The sequence below is a fragment of the Brochothrix campestris FSL F6-1037 genome, from assembly GCF_000525915.1.
Lineage (GTDB): Bacteria > Bacillota > Bacilli > Lactobacillales > Listeriaceae > Brochothrix > Brochothrix campestris.
In genome coordinates this window covers 1-18,632 of sequence record NZ_AODH01000010.1, presented here as the reverse complement: position 1 = coordinate 18,632, position 18,632 = coordinate 1, and the positions used below count along the sequence as shown (strand labels likewise).

At 41.2% G+C, this 18,632-nt stretch carries 17 protein-coding genes and 4 pseudogenes; 19 read left to right on the top strand and 2 right to left on the bottom strand.

From position 1 onward, the window contains the following. Positions 1-147: 147 nt before the first annotated feature. The 19 genes and pseudogenes from BCAMP_RS02710 (at position 148) to BCAMP_RS02620 (ending at position 17,610) form a co-directional block, all read left to right on the top strand. The gene (locus BCAMP_RS02710) at positions 148-705 is read left to right on the top strand and encodes a LysM peptidoglycan-binding domain-containing protein (RefSeq protein WP_198015683.1); all 558 of its coding nucleotides are present in this window, start codon (positions 148-150) and stop codon (positions 703-705) included. Between the two features lie 204 nt (positions 706-909). Next, positions 910-1,593, top strand: a complete 684-nt coding sequence (gene cmk, locus BCAMP_RS02705) for a (d)CMP kinase (RefSeq protein WP_035313468.1) — start codon at positions 910-912, stop codon at positions 1,591-1,593. 97 nt (positions 1,594-1,690) lie between these two features. Continuing rightward, positions 1,691-2,878: a 30S ribosomal protein S1 gene (gene rpsA / locus BCAMP_RS02700; RefSeq protein ID WP_035313466.1), complete on the top strand. Its 1,188-nt coding sequence runs from the start codon at positions 1,691-1,693 to the stop codon at positions 2,876-2,878. A 113-nt stretch (positions 2,879-2,991) separates the two neighbouring features. Beyond that, positions 2,992-4,302, top strand: a complete 1,311-nt coding sequence (gene der / locus BCAMP_RS02695; RefSeq protein ID WP_035313464.1) for a ribosome biogenesis GTPase Der — start codon at positions 2,992-2,994, stop codon at positions 4,300-4,302. Positions 4,303-4,322: 20 nt separating this feature from the next. Continuing rightward, positions 4,323-5,336, top strand: coding sequence for an NAD(P)H-dependent glycerol-3-phosphate dehydrogenase (locus BCAMP_RS02690; protein WP_269479253.1), 1,014 nt, complete (start codon positions 4,323-4,325; stop codon positions 5,334-5,336). A gap of 173 nt (positions 5,337-5,509) precedes the next feature. Continuing rightward, positions 5,510-5,785 carry an HU family DNA-binding protein gene (locus tag BCAMP_RS02685; protein WP_035313461.1) on the top strand — a complete coding sequence of 92 codons (276 nt, stop codon included), beginning with the start codon at positions 5,510-5,512 and terminating at the stop codon, positions 5,783-5,785. A 240-nt stretch (positions 5,786-6,025) separates the two neighbouring features. Beyond that, a complete protein-coding gene (folE, locus tag BCAMP_RS02680) occupies positions 6,026-6,583 on the top strand; it encodes a GTP cyclohydrolase I FolE (RefSeq protein ID WP_035313459.1) in 558 nt (185 codons plus the stop codon). Between the two features lie 21 nt (positions 6,584-6,604). Next, positions 6,605-7,333 carry a heptaprenyl diphosphate synthase component 1 gene (locus BCAMP_RS02675; protein ID WP_035313457.1) on the top strand — a complete coding sequence of 243 codons (729 nt, stop codon included), beginning with the start codon at positions 6,605-6,607 and terminating at the stop codon, positions 7,331-7,333. Then, a pseudogene (locus tag BCAMP_RS02670) lies at positions 7,330-8,056 on the top strand (demethylmenaquinone methyltransferase). The gene BCAMP_RS02675 and the pseudogene BCAMP_RS02670 overlap by 4 nt, the downstream one beginning before the upstream one ends. Continuing rightward, positions 8,057-9,034, top strand: a complete 978-nt coding sequence (locus BCAMP_RS02665; RefSeq protein ID WP_232217897.1) for a polyprenyl synthetase family protein — start codon at positions 8,057-8,059, stop codon at positions 9,032-9,034. It begins immediately after the preceding pseudogene. 60 nt (positions 9,035-9,094) lie between these two features. Next, positions 9,095-9,512, top strand: a pseudogene (gene ndk, locus BCAMP_RS02660) (nucleoside-diphosphate kinase). 183 nt (positions 9,513-9,695) lie between these two features. Continuing rightward, positions 9,696-10,865, top strand: a complete 1,170-nt coding sequence (gene aroC, locus BCAMP_RS02655) for a chorismate synthase (RefSeq protein WP_035313455.1) — start codon at positions 9,696-9,698, stop codon at positions 10,863-10,865. Position 10,866: 1 nt separating this feature from the next. Further along, positions 10,867-11,931 (top strand): 3-dehydroquinate synthase, encoded by a 1,065-nt coding sequence (gene aroB / locus BCAMP_RS02650; RefSeq protein WP_232217896.1) that lies wholly within the window; start codon positions 10,867-10,869, stop codon positions 11,929-11,931. 38 nt (positions 11,932-11,969) lie between these two features. Continuing rightward, positions 11,970-12,341 carry a chorismate mutase gene (gene aroH, locus BCAMP_RS02645; RefSeq protein ID WP_035313453.1) on the top strand — a complete coding sequence of 124 codons (372 nt, stop codon included), beginning with the start codon at positions 11,970-11,972 and terminating at the stop codon, positions 12,339-12,341. A 2-nt stretch (positions 12,342-12,343) separates the two neighbouring features. Next, positions 12,344-13,450: a prephenate dehydrogenase gene (locus BCAMP_RS02640; RefSeq protein ID WP_035313451.1), complete on the top strand. Its 1,107-nt coding sequence runs from the start codon at positions 12,344-12,346 to the stop codon at positions 13,448-13,450. A 10-nt stretch (positions 13,451-13,460) separates the two neighbouring features. Next, positions 13,461-14,739, top strand: a pseudogene (gene aroA / locus BCAMP_RS02635) (3-phosphoshikimate 1-carboxyvinyltransferase). Between the two features lie 279 nt (positions 14,740-15,018). Further along, positions 15,019-16,287, top strand: a complete 1,269-nt coding sequence (locus tag BCAMP_RS02630; RefSeq protein WP_035313449.1) for a tetratricopeptide repeat protein — start codon at positions 15,019-15,021, stop codon at positions 16,285-16,287. Positions 16,288-16,298: 11 nt separating this feature from the next. After that, positions 16,299-16,847 carry a YpiB family protein gene (locus tag BCAMP_RS02625; RefSeq protein WP_035313447.1) on the top strand — a complete coding sequence of 183 codons (549 nt, stop codon included), beginning with the start codon at positions 16,299-16,301 and terminating at the stop codon, positions 16,845-16,847. Between the two features lie 85 nt (positions 16,848-16,932). Then, positions 16,933-17,610, top strand: a complete 678-nt coding sequence (locus BCAMP_RS02620) for a zinc metallopeptidase (RefSeq protein WP_035313444.1) — start codon at positions 16,933-16,935, stop codon at positions 17,608-17,610. Between the two features lie 159 nt (positions 17,611-17,769). Here BCAMP_RS02620 and BCAMP_RS02615 read toward each other — a convergent pair whose 3' ends face one another. Further along, positions 17,770-18,090 carry an IS3 family transposase gene (locus BCAMP_RS02615; protein ID WP_051456827.1) on the bottom strand — a complete coding sequence of 107 codons (321 nt, stop codon included), beginning with the start codon at positions 18,088-18,090 and terminating at the stop codon, positions 17,770-17,772. Positions 18,091-18,236: 146 nt separating this feature from the next. Beyond that, positions 18,237-18,632, bottom strand: a pseudogene (locus BCAMP_RS13720) (hypothetical protein); the annotation flags it as partial.

Below are 18,632 nucleotides of genomic sequence, written 5' to 3'. Positions count from 1 at the left end.
ATAGTAATAATGATGGAGGTGCCTAAATGTCTAATTATAATAATGACGACTATAAAGAAGAAAAGAATAAGATTGCAGAGGATGAGTTGAGTCGCGCAAATCGACGCAATCAAAAAAAAGAAGAATGTGATTTTTAAGTATCCTTTTTTGAGTACGTTGCTTATTGCCATTATCATCATTCCACTCGCGTGTCTGATTACTTATGCCTATGTTCATGAAAATGCTGAAAATAAAAATGACGTTGTGAAAGATACGTCATCAGATAGCAGTGTTGTAATCGAGAAAAACACGTCGGCAGCTTCGAAAGAAACAGTAACTGCTGCTCAAAAAGCAAAAGAAGAAGCAAAAGCTGAAAAAGCTTCGAAAGAAAAAGCTGAAAAAGCCAAAGCTGAGTCTGATAAAAAAGCGAAAGAAAACGAAAGATTAGCTTCGGAATCACGAGCGAAAGCTGAAAAAGCAGCAGAATCAGCTAAAGCACGTGAATCCGAAACAGCTCAAACAAGTACGTCAGAAGAATCAAGTGAAAGTGAAGAAAAGACACCAGCATCAACTTATACAGTACAAGCTGGTGACACCTTGTATCATATCGCATTGATTAGTTACGGGTCTGGTAATGCAGAAAATCAAGCGTTAATCCGCAATGCAAATGGTCTTTCGGGTAATACTGTTTCTGTTGGCGCAACGTTGACAATCCCGGCTAATTAGTTATAGAAGTGAAATCATCTCAGTTTTGACTTTAATTACTGAAGAAAAAATGAAGTCAGTCTGCTAAAAGCAAAACCCTCCCAGCGAGTGGTTTTGCTTTTTTTAGATAATGCATTCATTTTGAATTTTATTGCATATCCTACCAAAGATAGGTATTATAGTTAGTGGATAAATAACAGTTTGATGAGGAAAGAGAGTGAGCAAATGTCTGGAATTTGTATAGCAATCGATGGACCAGCTGCAGCCGGTAAAAGTACAGTGGCAAAAATTGTTGCCAATCGTTTAGGATATATATATTTAGATACAGGAGCTATGTACCGAACATTGACGTATGCGGCCCAACAAGCACAGGTGACATTGTCAAGTGAATCAGAGTTAGAACACCTTTTACCGACAGTTGCAATTACGTTTGCACCTGACGAAGTGAATGGTGGGCAACGTGTTTTTTTAAACAATGTTGATGTTAGTGACGCCATTCGCTCAGAAGCGGTCACAAACAATGTCTCAATCGTGGCCCAAGTGTTGAGTGTACGTGAAGAAATGAAAAAACGCCAACTTGCCTTTGCTGCTGATGGTGGTGTTGTGATGGACGGTCGTGATATCGGTACGAATGTCCTCCCTAACGCTGAATTGAAAATATTTTTACTCGCATCAGTCGATGAACGTGCGATTCGTCGCTTTAATGAAAATAAGGCGAAAGGTTATAAACATGTGCCACTTGAACTCTTAAAAGAAGAAATCGAAGCACGTGATAACCTTGATTACACGCGGAAACATGCGCCGTTAAAAAAGGCAGAGGACGCAATTGAATTGGATACAACTTCACTTTCAATCGATGAAGTATCCACACGGATTTATGATTTAGCTCAGACAAAGTTGCACGCATAAAAAAAACGTTTTTATATTTGCAGTAAAACTGTGGTAAAATAAGGATAACTGTATATTAAACAGATAATAGAGTGATGGTAGAGAGAGGATGAACGAAATGACTGAAGAAATGTTTACGTTTGAAATTGCTGAATTGAAAAAAGGTGATACTGTTGTAGCGACTGTATCAAGTGTTGAAAATAAAAAAGTGTTTGTAAGTATCCCAAATGCAAAACAAGATGGGTTATTACCAGCTTCTGAATTAGCAGTAGAACCTGTTGAAGATGCTCATGAACTTGTAAAGGTTGGCGACGAATTAACACTTGTTGTTACACGTGTTGAAGATGATTTAATCGTTTTATCAAAAACAAAAGCAGCTGAAGGTGAAACTTGGACTGACTTAAAAGAAAAATTCGAAAACGGTACAATCTTTGATGCAACAGTAACAGAAGTTGTTAAAGGTGGGTTAGTGGCTAATGTTGGTATTCGTGCCTTTATTCCAGGCTCATTAGTATCTGATCAATTCGTTGAAGATTTTTCATCATATAAAGGTCAAACATTGGCCGTTAAAATTGTTGAATTTGTTCAAGAAAAAGGGCGCGTTGTTTTATCTCATCGTGCAATTGTTGAAGCAGAAAAAGCAGTTAAACAAGCTGAATTATTTGCAACAATTAACGAAGGTGATATCGTTGAAGGTACTGTCGCTCGTTTAACAAACTTTGGTGCGTTCGTTACAGTTAACGGCGTTGATGGCCTTGTGCATATTTCACAATTGGCTAACAAACGTGTGTCTAACCCGAACGAAGTTGTTACTGTTGGTGAAACAGTGAAAGTGAAAGTAATCGGCGTTGATAAAGACAAAAACCGTTTAGCACTTTCAATCAAAGCAACATTACCACAACCTTGGGATAACATCGCTGAACAAGTAGCACCTGATGATGTGTTAGAAGGAACTGTTGCTCGTTTAACGACCTTTGGTGCCTTTGTTAACATCTTACCTGGTGTTGATGGTCTTGTGCATATTTCTGAAATTGCACACGAACGTATTGGTACGCCACAAGAAGTATTAAAAGAAGGACAAGCTGTAACAGTGAAAGTCTTAAGTGTTGATACAGCAGAACGTCGTATTAGCTTATCAATCAAAGCTTTGACTGACGCACCTGTCGTTGAAGAAAAAGCACCAAAAGCACCAAAAGCAACTAAAAAAGCAGTGGAATCATATACACTTCCAGAAGAAGAAAGTGGTTTCTCTTTAGGCGAATTATTTGACGCTGATAAACTGAAAGCAATGAACTTAAAAGACTAATTGTATGATAGTAAAGCGTCTCTCTTGTCTTTAATCACACGTGATTGATTCAGTCGGTGTGAAGTACAGGTGAGGCGCTTTATTAATTAATGTAAAGAAAAGAAGGTGATTGTATGGCAAAACCAGTAATAGCAATTGTTGGCCGTCCGAACGTCGGCAAATCAACAATATTTAACCGTATTGTCGGAGAACGTATCTCAATCGTTGAGGACGTTGCCGGAGTAACTCGTGACCGTATTTATTCAGCAAGTGAGTGGTTAACACAACAATTTAACGTCATCGATACAGGTGGGATTGAATTGAGTGACGAACCGTTTATGGAACAAATTCGTCAACAAGCCGAAATCGCGATTGAAGAAGCGGATGTCATTATTTTTATCGTCAACGGGCGTGAAGGTGTCACTGATGCTGATGAAGCTGTTGCGAAAATTTTATATCGTTCAAATAAACCGGTCGTGTTAGCAGTTAACAAAGTCGATAATCCAGAAATGCGTTCAGAAATTTATGATTTCTATGCACTTGGATTTGGCGAACCGTACCCGATTTCAGGTTCACATGGTCTTGGTCTTGGTGATTTACTTGATAAAGCAATCGCAAGCTTCCCTGAAAAAGATGAGATTGAATACGAAGAAGGTACCATCAAATTTAGTTTAATTGGCCGTCCAAACGTTGGGAAATCTTCATTGATTAACGCGATGTTAGGAGAGGAACGTGTCATCGTTTCGGATATCGCTGGTACAACGCGTGATGCAATCGATACACCGCATACGTTTGATGATCAAGAGTACGTGATGATTGATACAGCCGGTATGCGTAAAAAAGGTAAGGTTTATGAAAATACTGAGAAATACAGTATTTTACGGGCATTGCGCGCGATTGAACGTTCAGATGTTGTTTTAGTCGTAATCAATGCTGAAGAAGGCATCCGTGAACAAGATAAAAAAATTGCCGGTTATGCACATGAGGCAGGCCGTGGGATTATTATCGTTGTTAATAAATGGGACACATTGGATAAAGACAATAAAACAATGGATAAATTCACAACTGATATTCGTGAACAATTTATCTTCTTGGATTATGCGCCAATCATTTTTGTGTCAGCTTTAACGAAACAACGTTTACCTAAATTGTTCCCAATCATTAACGATGTGTATAACAGTCACTCAATGCGCGTGCAATCAAGCGTCTTGAATGAAGTTATTACCGATGCCGTTGCGATTAACCCAGCACCGCAAGATAAAGGCCAACGTTTACGTATTTATTACGCAACACAGGTGGCAATTCAACCGCCAACCTTCGTTGTCTTTGTCAATAACCCAGAGTTAATGCATTTCTCTTACCAACGTTTCTTAGAAAACCGTATTCGTGATGTCTTCACGTTTGAAGGGACACCGATTCGTTTGATTTCTCGTCAACGTAAATAAATTCATGTGAATGAAGGGTGATTATAATGAGTAAAATTGCAGTGTTAGGTACAGGGAGCTGGGGTACTGCCTTAGCTTCTGTATTAGCCGATAACCAAGTGGACGTCACAATGTGGTCTCATCGTGAGGCTGCCGCCGTGGAAATTAATGATCAACACCGTAATCAGAAATACTTACCTGATGTCGAACTACCAACTAATTTAAAAGCGACTGCATCAATGGCAACGGTTTTAAGAGACATTGATATACTCGTGTTGGCAGTGCCGACAAAGGCGATTCGTGAAGTGATTGCGTCAATTAATACGCAGCTTGATCATCCCGTGGTTGTTGTTCATGTCAGTAAAGGAATCGAACCAGAAACGAATTTACGAATCTCGGAGATTATTACTGATGCAATGACACCGTCACTCGTGGCGGCGGTTGTCGCTTTGTCTGGCCCAAGTCACGCCGAAGAAGTGTGTCGGCGGATGCCAACAACACTAACAGCAGCTTCAACAGATGAGTCGGCTGCAAAGCTTGTTCAAAATGCCTTTTCTAATTTGAATTTACGGGTTTATACCCACCATGATATTATCGGTACAGAAATTGGTGGTGCCTTAAAAAACATCATTGCCCTCGGTGCCGGAATATCTGATGGTGTCGGTAATGGCGACAATGCCAAAGCCGCTTTAATTACGCGTGGCATGCGCGAAATTATTCGTCTTGGTGAAGCCGTCGGTGCGGAGGAAGAAACTTTTTCGGGCTTAACAGGCATCGGTGATTTGATTGTCACTTGTACGAGTCAACATTCACGTAACTGGCAAACTGGTTATCGTTTAGGTAAAGGTGAAACGTTAACGGAAGTGTTGGCATCAGTTGGTATGATTGTTGAAGGAGTTCGCACAACCGAAGCTGTTTATTTGTGGGCAAAAAAACTGCAGATTTCAATGCCGATTACCGAGGCGATTTACGGTATTTTGTATGATGAGAAATCCCCTACTGTCGCAGTCGATGAGCTGATGGGTCGCCAGAAAAAAAAGCGAATATTAAGCTAAAACTAGTCATTATATAGTCTAAAAGGTGTGAAAACGCTTAAAAAAACGTCTAATCACTTGCAGTGACAAGGTTTATGTGATAATCTTTTAATGAAATTAAGTTTTTTAAATCACTTGATTTTTCAAACCGTACGATTTTTAATTATCCTTTTTCAAGGAGGTGAAAACATACAATGGCAAACAAGACAGATTTAGTAAACAGTGTTGCAGAAGCAACAGAATTATCTAAAAAAGACGCAACTAAAGCGGTAGAAGCTGTTTTCGCTTCTATTCAAGACACTTTAGCTAAAGGCGAAAAAGTTCAATTAATTGGCTTTGGTAACTTTGAAGTTCGTGATCGTGCAGCTCGTAAAGGCCGTAACCCACAAACTGGTAAAGAAATCCAAATTCCAGCAAGTAAAGTACCTGCTTTCAAACCAGGTAAAGCACTTAAAGATGCTGTAAAATAATTACATATTTTACAGATAGTGTTAAGAACTGCCTCGGCAGTTCTTTTTTTTTTTGCCTAAGTCGCGCTAGCTAATGGTTTAAGTGTAGCGGTTATAATTTATCTCCCAAAACAGCAGTTTATAAAATGCTTTTAAGATAACGGTAAGTCAGTGAGACAGTAGAAAGACGTATTTATTTCTAAAAGGGTGTATGATATGATGTATTAGAAGTATTTTATAAGGTGGAGAAGGTGTCTATGACTGTTAATAAAGGAAAAAATCGCAGCCGCAGTGAAAAGTATTTTAGAAGCTGTTGGCGAAGATCCGACAAGAGAAGGTTTAATCGATACGCCAATGCGTGTAGCGCGTATGTATGAAGAAATTTTTAGCGGTCTTCACACCGATGCTAAACAGCATTTAACGACCGTGTTTGATGAGCCATACAGTGAAATGGTCTTAGTCAAAGATATTCCATTTTATTCCGTCTGTGAACATCATCTTGTTCCTTTTTTTGGAACAGTTAGTATTGCCTATTTACCTCAAAATGGTAAGGTCGTCGGTTTAAGCAAACTGGCACGAATTGTCGAAGAAATAAGTAAGCGTCCCCAAGTCCAAGAACGTATTACAGTGACGGTGGCGGAAATGATTATGACTGAACTCAAGGCAGCGGGTGTGTACGTCTTTGTTGAAGCCGAACATATGTGTATGACGATGCGCGGTGTTAAAAAGCCAGGAGCAGTGACAATTACGACAGCAGCACGAGGCCATTATGCTGACAATGATGCTGCACGTCTTGAATTATTGAATATGATTAAGTAACCGTTTAGAAAGGGGGATAAGATGTTCCAACAAACAACCGACGATGTGAATAACATCTTGTCATATATTCGCAAGCGAGCAGACTACCCCTATTTAGAACAGCATTTTCAAGTGCCCCAAAGCACGTTAACCGAAGTGCTGGTCACCTATGAAATTGTCCAGCAGCAACCATCAGTTGAGAAGCGTTCGCAAATTATGTGTGCAACCCTACTCATTAAACAAGCGCTCGACATTCATGAAGCTGTGAGTGAAGGGACCTTAGCGACCGAAGCAATACGCAAAGAGCGTCAACTGGCTGTGTTAGCAGGAGATTATTATAGCGGTTTATATTACCGTGAATTAGCTAAGCTAGCGAATGAAGATTTACTCGCTATCTTTTCACAGGCAATTGGTGACATCAATCAAGTACGGGCCAATTATTACGAACAACTGCCACAGACCAAGGGCGATTTAGGCCAATTAATGGTGACGGAGTCGCTCATTCATACGTCATTAGCAGGCTACTTTGGCTTTACGCAACAGCAACAAACAATCTATCAATGGGCACTTGCTTTGGCCCGGTTAAAACAGCGTCCAACACGTCTGATTGATACTCAAATAGAACAGCGACAAAGTCTGATTGAAACGTTAGTCGCTAAGTTGGCGACTGCGTTGAAACAAGCTGAAGAAGGAACCGTGAGTGTGCAGTTAAAGACGCATTTAAACAACCTCATTGATCCGAATAGTAAAGGGGAGACCGTTAAATTATGAGTAAAGAAGAATTAGATCAACAGTCAAAACTCGAAAAAGTACATGATGTGTTTGAAAAAGTATCGCCCGGTTATGATAAAATGAACGCGGTTATCAGCTTTCAATTGCATAAAGGTTGGCGGAAACAAACGATGTCAGACATGATGATTAAACCAGGTTCCAAAACCTTGGATGTATGTTGTGGTACGGCTGATTGGACCTTATCAATGGCCGAGGCTGTTGGGCCAACGGGTGATGTTACCGGTTTTGATTTTTCAGCCAATATGTTAGCTGAAGGACAAAAAAAAGGTCGATGCCTCTGCCTTCGATAACATTACATTAATTGAAGGTAATGCAATGGAATTGCCATTTGCTGATAACAGCTTTGACTATGTAACAATTGGTTTTGGGTTGCGAAATGTCCCTGACTACTTAACGGTTTTACAAGAAATTAACCGGGTGTTAAAACCAGGCGGCTTATTGGCTTGTTTAGAAACCTCACAACCAACCATGCCGGGTTACCGTCAACTATACTTTGGTTATTTTAAATATGTAATGCCGTTATTTGGACGTGTTTTTGCTAAGAGTTATAAAGAATACGCTTGGTTAAATGATTCGACACGTCTGTTTCCCGATAAAGAACGATTGGCACAGTTGTTCGTGAAAGCAGGTTTTGTGGCAGTGACGTATAAATCATTTTCGGGTGGCGCTGCTGCAACGCACATGGGTGTGAAGAAAAGTTAAATGGCAAAAAAAATGTTGGATTTAATGAGTCTTTATGCCAGCTTGAAAAAAGACTTAAAAACAATTGATAAAGCGCTCCTTAATCTTGTCGAATCGGAAGAATCACCGATCATTGAACAAGCGGCGAATCAATTGTTAGCAGCAGGTGGCAAACGTATCCGTCCGATTTTTGTGCTGCTATGTGCCCGGCTCGGTAAAATTAATCAAGCCGCTGCAATGAAACTCGCTGTTGCGATTGAATTAATTCACTCGGCGTCAATTTTACATGATGATGTGGTCGATGATTCAGACATGCGTCGCGGCAAAATATCGGTCAAGGCGAAATGGGATAATCATATCGCCATGTATGCAGGCGATTATCTCTTTGCTAAAAGTTTGGAAAGTGTTGCTCAAATGGGTAACCCGCAAATTCATCAGATTTTGAGTCAAACAACCTATGAATTGAGCTTAGGTGAGATTGAACAAATCCGCTATCAATACGATGCCACACAAAACATACGTGTGTACTTACGTCGCATTAAACGTAAAACCGCGGTGCTGATCGCAGCTAGCTGCCAATTAGGTGCAATTGCCGGTGGGCTTGAGCAACATGCGAAGAAACTGTATTTGTTTGGCTATTATGTCGGTATGTCTTTTCAGATTAGAGATGACATTTTAGATTATACGATGACAGCGGCTGCAATTGGCAAACCAGTCGGTGAAGATTTACGCCAAGGGAACATCACTTTACCGGCCTTGTTGGCGATGAAGAACCCTCTCATACAGGCGCAAATAGCAAGTGTCAATGAAACAACATCACCAGCAGAGCTACAAGCGGTATTAACAGCCATCCGCTCAAGTGGCGCGATTGAACAAGCACAGCTTGTGAGTGAACAATACTTACGGAAAGCAGTTGCGATTCTTGATTCATTTCAAAACCCAACAGCAACAAAGCCGTTACGTCAAATTACTAATTATTTATTAGATCGCGACGATTAAACGTAGGTAACAATCGAGTCTGATAGCAACGGATGAGTTTAAATAAAGGGGTGCATAGTCATGGAACAAACATTTATTATGGTTAAACCTGATGGTGTAAAGCGTCAGTTAATAGGGGAAGTTATCAAACAATACGAACAAAAAGGCTTGCAACTTAAGGCAGCAAAATTAATGGTGATTTCGGAAGAACTTGCCAAACAGCATTACGCTGAACACGAAGGTAAGGCTTTTTATGCAAAATTAATTACATTCATTACTTCAGGTCCAGTTTTTGCGATGATTTGGCAAGGGGGAAAATGCTGTGGCAGTAGGTCGTAAATTGAATGGGAAGACGAATCATTTAGAGGCCGATTTAGCATCAATTCGTGGTCGGTTTGCGACGGATACATCATTAAACGTCGTGCATGGCTCAGATTCACTTGAAAGTGCAGCGCGTGAAATTGGTTTGTTTTTTAACAAAACAGAACAAATTGGTTAAAGAATAACAGAAAGTCGGGCAAAGGTAACGGAGATGTTGCAGCTGTCGGACTTTTTTTACGTCATTAAATAGACTTACTATTTCGATAATTGGCAAAAAAGGGTATACTAGGTTGAAGCAGTTTCTAAATTATGCTAAACTACTAATATACTTTAAAGCGATAAAGAACAGGAGTGTTAAACGATGAGATATTTAACCGCAGGAGAATCACATGGTCCACAACTTACAACGATTATTGAAGGGTTACCAGCAGGTTTTACGATCCTTGCTGAAGATATAAACAAAGACTTAAAACGACGTCAAGGTGGCTATGGGCGTGGTGGACGTATGAAAATCGAAAAAGATCAGGTGGCAATCACAGCCGGTGTACGTCATGGCAAAACCTTAGGTTCACCTGTTGCCTTAGCAGTGACAAACCTCGATTACCGTCATTGGTTAAAAGAAATGGGCAGTGAACCAATCGCTGACGATGTGGTGGTGAAACGTACTGTAACACGCCCACGTCCCGGTCACGCTGATTTAGTCGGTGGTATCAAGTATGGGCACCGTGATTTACGAAATGTCTTAGAACGCTCGTCAGCACGTGAAACGACGATGCGAGTGGCAGCTGGTTCAGTTGCCAAACAACTATTAAGTGAATTAGGCATTACCGTTGCGAGTCATGTACGTAAAATTGGTGGTGTGACAGCGACTGTTGATATTTCACAACTAACAGCTAGTGAAATTCAAGCACGGGCTGAACAATCCGAAACGCGTACCTTAGATGAAGAAGCCAATGAACAAATGAAAGCACGGATGGACCAAGCGCGTCGTGATGGTGATACAATCGGTGGTTTAGTTGAAGTTGTGGTAGATAACGTGCCTGAAGGCATCGGCAGCTACGTTCATTATGATCGTAAACTGGATGCCCGCATTGCGGCAGCAGTAATGAGTATCAATGCCTTTAAAGGGGTTGAATTTGGCCTAGGTTTTGAAATGGCTAACATTCCTGGTAGTGAAGTGCAGGATGAAATCCTTTACAACGAAACAGACGGTTATAGCCGTCGGACGAATCATTTAGGTGGATTTGAGGGGGGAATGTCAACTGGAATGCCGATTGTCGTCCGTGGTGTGATGAAACCAATTCCGACGTTATACCGTCCACTCCAAAGTGTTGATATTGATACAAAAGAACCATTTAAAGCGAGCGTTGAACGTTCTGATTCGTGTGCTGTGCCAGCGGCGAGTGTCGTAGCTGAGCATGTGGTTGCTTGGGAAGTTGCCAACGCGATTTTAGAAGAGTTTTCACACGCGACCTTAGCTGATTTAAAACGTGAAGTCGCAGCCAGACGTCAAAGCGCAAAGGAGTTTTAAAATGCCTACGATTACAGTGAAAACGGCAACGGCTAGTTATCCTGTTGTCGTTGAGCAAAACTGTTTGCAACAACAAAAAAAGACGATAGAGGGATTGTTGGCCAACTATTCACATGTATTAGTCATCACCGATCAGCATGTATCCATCTTGTATAAAGAAGTTTGTGACTGGTTACAGAACAGCAGCAATAGTGTGTTGCCGTTTGTGACACCAAACGGCGAGTCTGCTAAAACATTTGCAATCTACGAAGCGGCGATGACACATATGATTAGCCATAACTTGGACCGTAAAAGCGTTATCGTCGCCTTAGGTGGTGGAGCAGTCGGCGATTTAGCCGGCTTTGTGGCCGCCTCATACATGCGCGGCATTGATTTTATCCAACTGCCAACCACTGTCTTAGCACATGATAGTGCTGTTGGTGGCAAGACCGCTATCAATCATCCCTTAGCTAAAAACATCGTTGGTGCCTTTCATCAACCGCAGGCAGTTTATTACGATACAAGTTTATTGGCGTCCTTGCCTGAACGCCAAATGCGATCAGGCTTTGCCGAGTTAATCAAACACGGACTAATTGCCGATGCCACTTTGTTAGCCGAAGTGATGGCTAATTATCAAAATTGCGCCTCGTTATACGCGCGCGACATGACACCATTTTTAACCAAAGGGATTCAAATTAAGGCCGATATCGTTGCCGAAGATGAGCGTGAACAAGGCATCCGTGCCTATCTCAATTTTGGGCATACATTTGGCCATGCGGTCGAAGCAGCTGGTGATTTCAAACACTGGTTCCATGGTGAAGCAATCATGATTGGCATGAAATTCGCCTTATTATTATCACAGCAACTAACCGGTTTGCAGTTTGATGTCACCAGATGGCAACACTGGGCCGAAAAGCTCGGCTATGACTTTTCATTACCACCAACACTGACCTTCGAACAATTGTATGATAAAATGATGCACGATAAAAAGAACAACCTATCAAGCGATTCATTTTGTTTTGTTGAACGCGGTCGGTCAACCGATTTCACAAGTTGTGACGAAAACACAGTTAGCAGAAGCATTTGAAGCAATGCACTAAAACATAGAAGAGCGAGGCGAACGAGATGATGAGAGGGATTCGAGGGGCAACGACAATTGCTCAAAATACAACCGCAGCCATTGAAACGGCAACGGTGGCCTTACTAACCGAAATAATTGAGAGGAACCAGTTGCAAGCAGAACAGATTAGCTCAGTGTTCTTTTCTGCAACAGCAGATGTCACTGCTTGTTTTCCGGCCAAGTTTGTTCGTTCCTTTAAAGGTTTTGAGTATGTGCCAGTGATTGACATGCTTGAAATGTCGGTACCAAATGCCTTACCACTCTGTATTCGTGTGATGGTTCACTGTGACAGTGATCTGGAACAGGCGGCCATCCATCACGTTTACCAAAACGAAGCGGTACAGTTGCGCCCGGATTTAACATTAAAAGAGGTGTGACAATGACAAAACGACTTTTATTAATAGGCATCGGTTTAATTGGCGGCTCCTTAGCGTTAGCAGTTAAACGTGGAGCACCCGATGTGAGAATTATTGGTCATGATGCCCATCTAGCAACCTTAGCAGAAGCATTGCGTCTAGGTGTGATTGATGAGGTGGCAACTGATTTTGATGCCCAGGCTTCGCAAGCGGATGTGATTGTGTTAGCAGCGCCAGTCCGACAAACGAAGGCGATGATTCAGCATTTAGCCCAACTCCCTCTGCAACAAACGGTGATTATTACCGATACGAGCAGTACGAAGGCAACGGTCGAACAGACAGCCGCGGTTTTAACGGCACAGGATTATACGTTTATTGGCGGTCATCCAATGGCGGGCTCACATAAGAGTGGTGTGCAAGCGGCGAAGGCGATATTATTTGAAAACGCCCTCTACATGCTCACACCTGCCAATGATCGTGCGGCTGCCCGTATTCCAGAATTGCAACATTACTTAGAAGGAACAAAGGCCCATTTTTTAATTAGTTCAGCGCAGCAACATGATCAAATGGTGGGAATGATTAGTCATTTACCGCATTTAATTGCCGCCGGACTGATTCAACAAACCGCTAAATATACGAAACGATTGCCACAGACGATTCAGCTGGCTGCGGGTGGGTTTCGGGATGTGACCCGGATTGCTGCAAGTAACCCCAAAATGTGGACCGACATCATCTTAGAAAACCGCGACAACCTCGTTGAATTGTTGGCGATGTGGCAAAATGAAGTAGCCTTGATACAAGCACTTGTTGCCAATGGTAATGAAGAAGCCATCCATGCCTTTTTTGCCGAAGCTAAAACGTACCGCGAGGAGTTACCGAATAAACAGCGTCATGCCTTACACGGCTATAGTGACCTGTTGATTGATATCCCCGATTATCCTGGTGTGATTTCAGAAGTAACAAGCGTCCTTGCGGCTGCTCATATTAGTTTGACGAACATTCGTGTTGTCGAAACGCGCGAGGATATTATGGGGATTTTACAGATTAGTTTTCAGTCTACACAAGAGCGTCAACGCGCCAAACAAGTCATTGAACAAGCGACGTCATTTGAATGCAGCGTCCTAGAATAGAGGTTAAGCGATGAGAACAATAACACGAGTACAACAATTAAACGGCACGATTGAAGTGCCGGGTGATAAGTCGATTTCACACCGAGCGATTATGTTTGGTGCATTGGCGAAGGGTGAAACAACGATTCGTCATTTTTTTAAAGGGAGACGATTGTTTAAGTACAATTGCCGTTTTTCGCCAGTTAGGGGTTGCCATTGAACTTGAGGCTGACTGTGTCCGCGTGCATGGGCAAGGGATTGCTGCGCTCCGACAGGCAACAGATATTCTCGATGTAGGCAACTCAGGCACAACGATTCGTCTCATGATGGGTATTTTAGCAGGCCGTCCATTCACGAGTCGCTTAACCGGTGATCTGTCGATTCAAAAACGACCGATGAACCGTGTCATTGCACCGTTAACACTGATGCAAGCCACGCTAAAAGCACAGCCTGGTGGATTGGCACCGGTAGAAGTGAACGGTCATTCGCAACTAAGAGGTATTCATTACGACATGCCAGTTGCCAGTGCACAGGTGAAGTCCGCTATTTTATTTGCGGGAATGCAAAGCGAGACGGAGACAACCGTTGTTGAAAAAGAAAAATCGCGTGACCATACCGAACGGATGTTGCAACAATTTGGTGGTGAAATTGCGATTGATGGTTTAACACTTACGTTAAAAAAACAGCCGGAATTACAAGGACAAGACGTCTATGTACCAGGTGATATTTCATCAGCAGCCTTCTTTTTAGTGGCAGCAAGCTTGGTTGCCAATTCACAGGTGAGGTTGACCAATGTCGGCGTTAATCCAACTCGAACGGGTATTCTTGAGGTGTTGGCGCAAATGGGCGCAAACATTACGCAAACAGCAAACAAGACTACCGGAGAACCAATGGCGGATTTAACAGTGAGCACTGCCAAATTAACGGCAACTGAAATCGGCGGCAGTCTTATTCCACGCTTGATTGATGAACTGCCGATTATTGCCTTACTGGCAACACAGGCAACAGGTACGACCGTCATTAAAAATGCCGAAGAACTGAAGGTGAAAGAAACAAACCGCATTGATACTGTCGCAACAGAATTACAAACGTTAGGGGCCGATATTATCCCAACCGCGGACGGCTTAATTATTAACGGACCAACCCCCTTACATGGTGGGCTGGTCTCCTCACATGGTGATCACCGTATTGGGATGATGTTAGCGGTGGCAGGTTTAATTGCAAGTGAACCTGTCGAATTGGCGGATGCGGCAGCGATTACCGTGTCGTACCCGACCTTTTTTGAGGATATTGCTGAGTTGGCAAAATAAATGTTTAATCAAACCCCTAACGGATTAAACGACAATTTGAGACAAAGTCGAATTAAACTGGTTTTACTTTGAACGTTCGTTCAAGTGACTTTGGCGAAAAGATGACTTGACTGAAAAGAAACGTTGTTATATCCTCTCGTTTATCTTCAGTCTGAGACAGCCACACTACGTGATGGCTGTCTTTTTCCGCCTAATAATTTTTCTAAACAGGCGACAGTCTTTTTTTGTCATAATATGGTACAATTAGTAACCATGAGCAAGAGAAAGGATTTGAAATAAATGGCATATGGTATGAAAATGATTGAAGCGCTACATAATGATGATTTAGAAGGTGCACATGTTTATCTTAACAAGGCACTGGAGAACGACAATGATGAAGAACAATATGATTTAGCAGAACAACTTCTCCAACTCGGTTTTTTAGATGAGGCAGAAGCTTTATATGGAACATTACTGATTAATTATCCCGGTGAAGGTGAGTTACTCGTTGCCCTAGCTGAAATAAATGTTGACCGCGATGATGAAGATACGGCGTTGACATACCTAGACCAAGTACATCCAGAAGACGACAGCTACCCACGGGCGTTATTAGTATTAGCTGATTTGTATCAATCACAAGGTTTGTTCGAAGTAACCGAACAAAAATTATTAGAAGCAAAAGATATGGTACCAGAAGAACCTATTATTGATTTTGCCCTCGGTGAACATTACAATCAAATGGGTCGTTTCGTTAACGCGATTAACTACTATAATACTGTTCTTGAAGCAGGCATTGATGAAGTATCAGGGGTCCTCATTCAACAACGCTTAGCAGAATGTTACAGCAGTGGTGGGTCATTTGAAGAAGCAATGAGCCATTATGAAGCAGCATTGGACCAACATGCTAATGTCGATACCTTATTTGGTTTAGCTTTTACGGCCTTCCAGGCGCATAAAATGGTTCGTTCAATTGAAGCCTTTAACCAATTAAAAGAATTGGATCCAAACTATACCTCACTTTATCCGTACTTAGCGAAAGCCTATGAACATGAAAATAAATTAGTCGAAGCATTCACGGTGATTAAAGAAGGAACAGTGCTTGATAACTTCAACAAAGAGCTTTACTTTGAAGGTGGAAAAATTGCCCTTAAATTAGATGATCAAGAGGCTGCTGAAAAGTACTTACGTGAAACACTAGTGCTTGACCCTCATTTCATGGAAGCCGCGCTCACTCTAAACAAACTGTTCTTAAAACAAGCAGACTTTGCGGCAGTGATTGATTTGAGTTCATGGATGGAACAAGAAAATGAAGAAATCGATCCGCAATTGGACTGGGATTCAGCTATTGCGTATAAAGAATTAGAGGAATTTGATAAGGCAGCGGCAGCGTTTGAAAAAGCGTATGCACGTTATGCAGAAAATCCACTGTTCTTAAAAGACTATGGTTACTTTATGCGTGAAGAGGGGCAAACAGCAAAAGCACTTGAGCTGTGGACGAAGTATTTAGCGCTTCAACCAGATGATGCCGAAATTTTACAAGAAGTGAGTTACTTAGACGATAACGAATAGGAGTGAGGACCGTGGCGATTACAGTGACGGAAAAACGCGACTTTTTAACGTGGTTTATACAACATTTTCGGATTCACGTGCCAGAGGTGCGCATCTTATTGGAATTTTTAAAAGGAGATGACACCTTATTGGCAAGTGTTCATTTTGTCTCAGATAGTACCAAATGCGAACGGGCGTTATTAATCTCGACCGACACTGAGAAACAAGAACCGTTTTTGTTTTTTAAACAGCAGCTTGTAACGACTGACCCTCAAAAAGCTTTTCATGATATTCGGATGCATCCAGAGCAGGAGCTGTATCTCGATATTGATTTTCCGAACGCGATGCTTGCACCACAATATGCTCGCGTCCATGAAGAAAATCCCTTCAAGTTGGAGCAAAAACTTAGTGCGGACGAACAACAAACAGTCAACCACTTTGTTGATGAAAAACTTCGGCAAGAACGAATTGAGCAATTGGAGCAAGCGATCAATGAGGCCTTAGATGCAGGTGATGCACAAAAATTTACAATCTATGCAAGCGCTTTGAATGAATTGCACGGCATCACGTTATCAGAGTAGCCCCGTCTAGCTTATCAATTGCGTTGGTGTTATAAAGACGGTAAACTATTAAGTAATACATATTAAAAATAAGGATGTGTTAATAATGGGTTCATATTTAATTTATATTGTCGTCATCATGATTATTCCGCTGTGGGCACAATATCGTGTCAAAGCGACGTATGAAAAATACCAAAAAGTACCCAACCGTAATGGGATGACAGGTGCACAAGTGGCACGTCGTATTTTAGATGAGAATGGCTTGTTTGATGTAACAATTCACCCTGTTAAAGGGCATTTAACCGATCACTATGATCCGAGTAAAAAAGGTGTCTTTTTATCAGAAGCGAACTATCATGGGACAACAATCGCTGGCACAGCAGTCGCTGCACATGAAGTTGGACATGCGATTCAAGATGCGCAAAACTATAACTTCATGCGCGTACGCAGCGCACTTGTTCCGGTAGCAAACATCAGTTCAAATATCTCGTATGTGTTTATTTTAATTGGGATTATTTTCACTGCATTAAACAGTTTCTTGTTAATCGGGATTGCTTTAATGGCTGCTGGTGTGCTGTTTCAACTCGTTACCTTGCCAGTTGAATTTGATGCATCAAATCGGGCGTTAAATCAATTGGTAGCTACTGGTATTTTGCAAAGTGATGAAGAGCCACAGGCACGTAAAGTGTTAAGTGCCGCTGCGATGACGTATGTTGCAGCTGCAGCAGTTGCTGTGATGGAATTATTACGTTTGGTAATGATTTATTTAGGCCGGAGAGACTAACAGTATGTCGATTTAGCCTTATATTCTCGTAGCTAAAGTCACTTGAACTAACATTCAAAGTAAAAGCAATTTGATTCGACTTTGTCTAAAACCTAAAAGAGAACCGATAGAAAACGGGAATGCAACTACTTTTTGACACAATTTAAAAAGAGCATCTCATTAGGTCATCTTTTTCCGGTAATCTACTGGTGAAAGATGACCTAATTTCGTTAAGACTCGTTTGTTATTCCAAAATGTAATGTAGTTTTCAACACTATCGATTACAATGTTATTAGAACCAATCGGTTCTTTGTTAATGTAGAATGTTTCAGACTTTAACGAGGAATGAAACAATTCTATTGGTGCGTTATCTGAGGGCGTCCCCATACGGGACATACTTCGGATAACGTTTTTTTTGCGGGCTACTTCAAAAAATTCTTTTGTAGTGTAGGTTGAACCTTGCTCACTAGGTAAAATGGCTCCTTTTGGAAATTTATCCATTTGCTTTAAGGTAGCTAAGTAATAGCCATTGTCACTTTACAAAGAGGTATAGCTATTGCCCAATCCTTAGTAATGACATTTCCAAAAAATTCATTTGGATTACCAAGCTTCTTAAATTTTTTCTTCTTCACAATACAATTTTATCCCTATTTACGCATAATCCTAGCTCCTTTATTAATACCTACAAAAAACGCGTTACTGATAAGTGCATGAATTTTCCGATAGCCATAGAGAAAGTGATTTTCTTTCGTTAGTTTTTGAATCCTTTGCTCTAGATAGGAAAATTTAAATGTCTCTTTATTTTGGTGACGATAATAAAAACTTCTAGATATTCCAAATAATTCCGTTAATTTAGTAATGGAAAAGGTATCTGTATTTTGTTTAATAAACTGCACTATATTTTCAGCTATCACCATCTTTCTTGAGAAAAATATTTTTTTTAATAAGTTTAGCTCTTTCGTTACTTTATCCAATTGTTCAGATATAGAAATATCCTTTTCTAATCGTCGTCCAGAAGAACTTTCTAGACTTCTTATTTTCAC

Excerpts from the sequence above, each read along its gene's own strand:
- cmk (WP_035313468.1), top strand. The coding sequence starts at position 910 with ATGTCTGGAATTTGTATAGCAATCGATGGACCAGCTGCAGCCGGTAAA.
- rpsA (WP_035313466.1), top strand. The coding sequence starts at position 1,691 with ATGACTGAAGAAATGTTTACGTTTGAAATTGCTGAATTGAAAAAAGGT.
- der (WP_035313464.1), top strand. The coding sequence starts at position 2,992 with ATGGCAAAACCAGTAATAGCAATTGTTGGCCGTCCGAACGTCGGCAAA.
- BCAMP_RS02685 (WP_035313461.1), top strand. The coding sequence starts at position 5,510 with ATGGCAAACAAGACAGATTTAGTAAACAGTGTTGCAGAAGCAACAGAA.
- BCAMP_RS02675 (WP_035313457.1), top strand. The coding sequence starts at position 6,605 with ATGTTCCAACAAACAACCGACGATGTGAATAACATCTTGTCATATATT.
- BCAMP_RS02665 (WP_232217897.1), top strand. The coding sequence starts at position 8,057 with ATGGCAAAAAAAATGTTGGATTTAATGAGTCTTTATGCCAGCTTGAAA.
- aroC (WP_035313455.1), top strand. The coding sequence starts at position 9,696 with ATGAGATATTTAACCGCAGGAGAATCACATGGTCCACAACTTACAACG.
- aroB (WP_232217896.1), top strand. The coding sequence starts at position 10,867 with ATGCCTACGATTACAGTGAAAACGGCAACGGCTAGTTATCCTGTTGTC.
- aroH (WP_035313453.1), top strand. The coding sequence starts at position 11,970 with ATGATGAGAGGGATTCGAGGGGCAACGACAATTGCTCAAAATACAACC.
- BCAMP_RS02640 (WP_035313451.1), top strand. The coding sequence starts at position 12,344 with ATGACAAAACGACTTTTATTAATAGGCATCGGTTTAATTGGCGGCTCC.
- BCAMP_RS02630 (WP_035313449.1), top strand. The coding sequence starts at position 15,019 with ATGGCATATGGTATGAAAATGATTGAAGCGCTACATAATGATGATTTA.
- BCAMP_RS02620 (WP_035313444.1), top strand. The coding sequence starts at position 16,933 with ATGGGTTCATATTTAATTTATATTGTCGTCATCATGATTATTCCGCTG.
- BCAMP_RS02615 (WP_051456827.1), bottom strand. The coding sequence starts at position 18,090 with ATGGATAAATTTCCAAAAGGAGCCATTTTACCTAGTGAGCAAGGTTCA.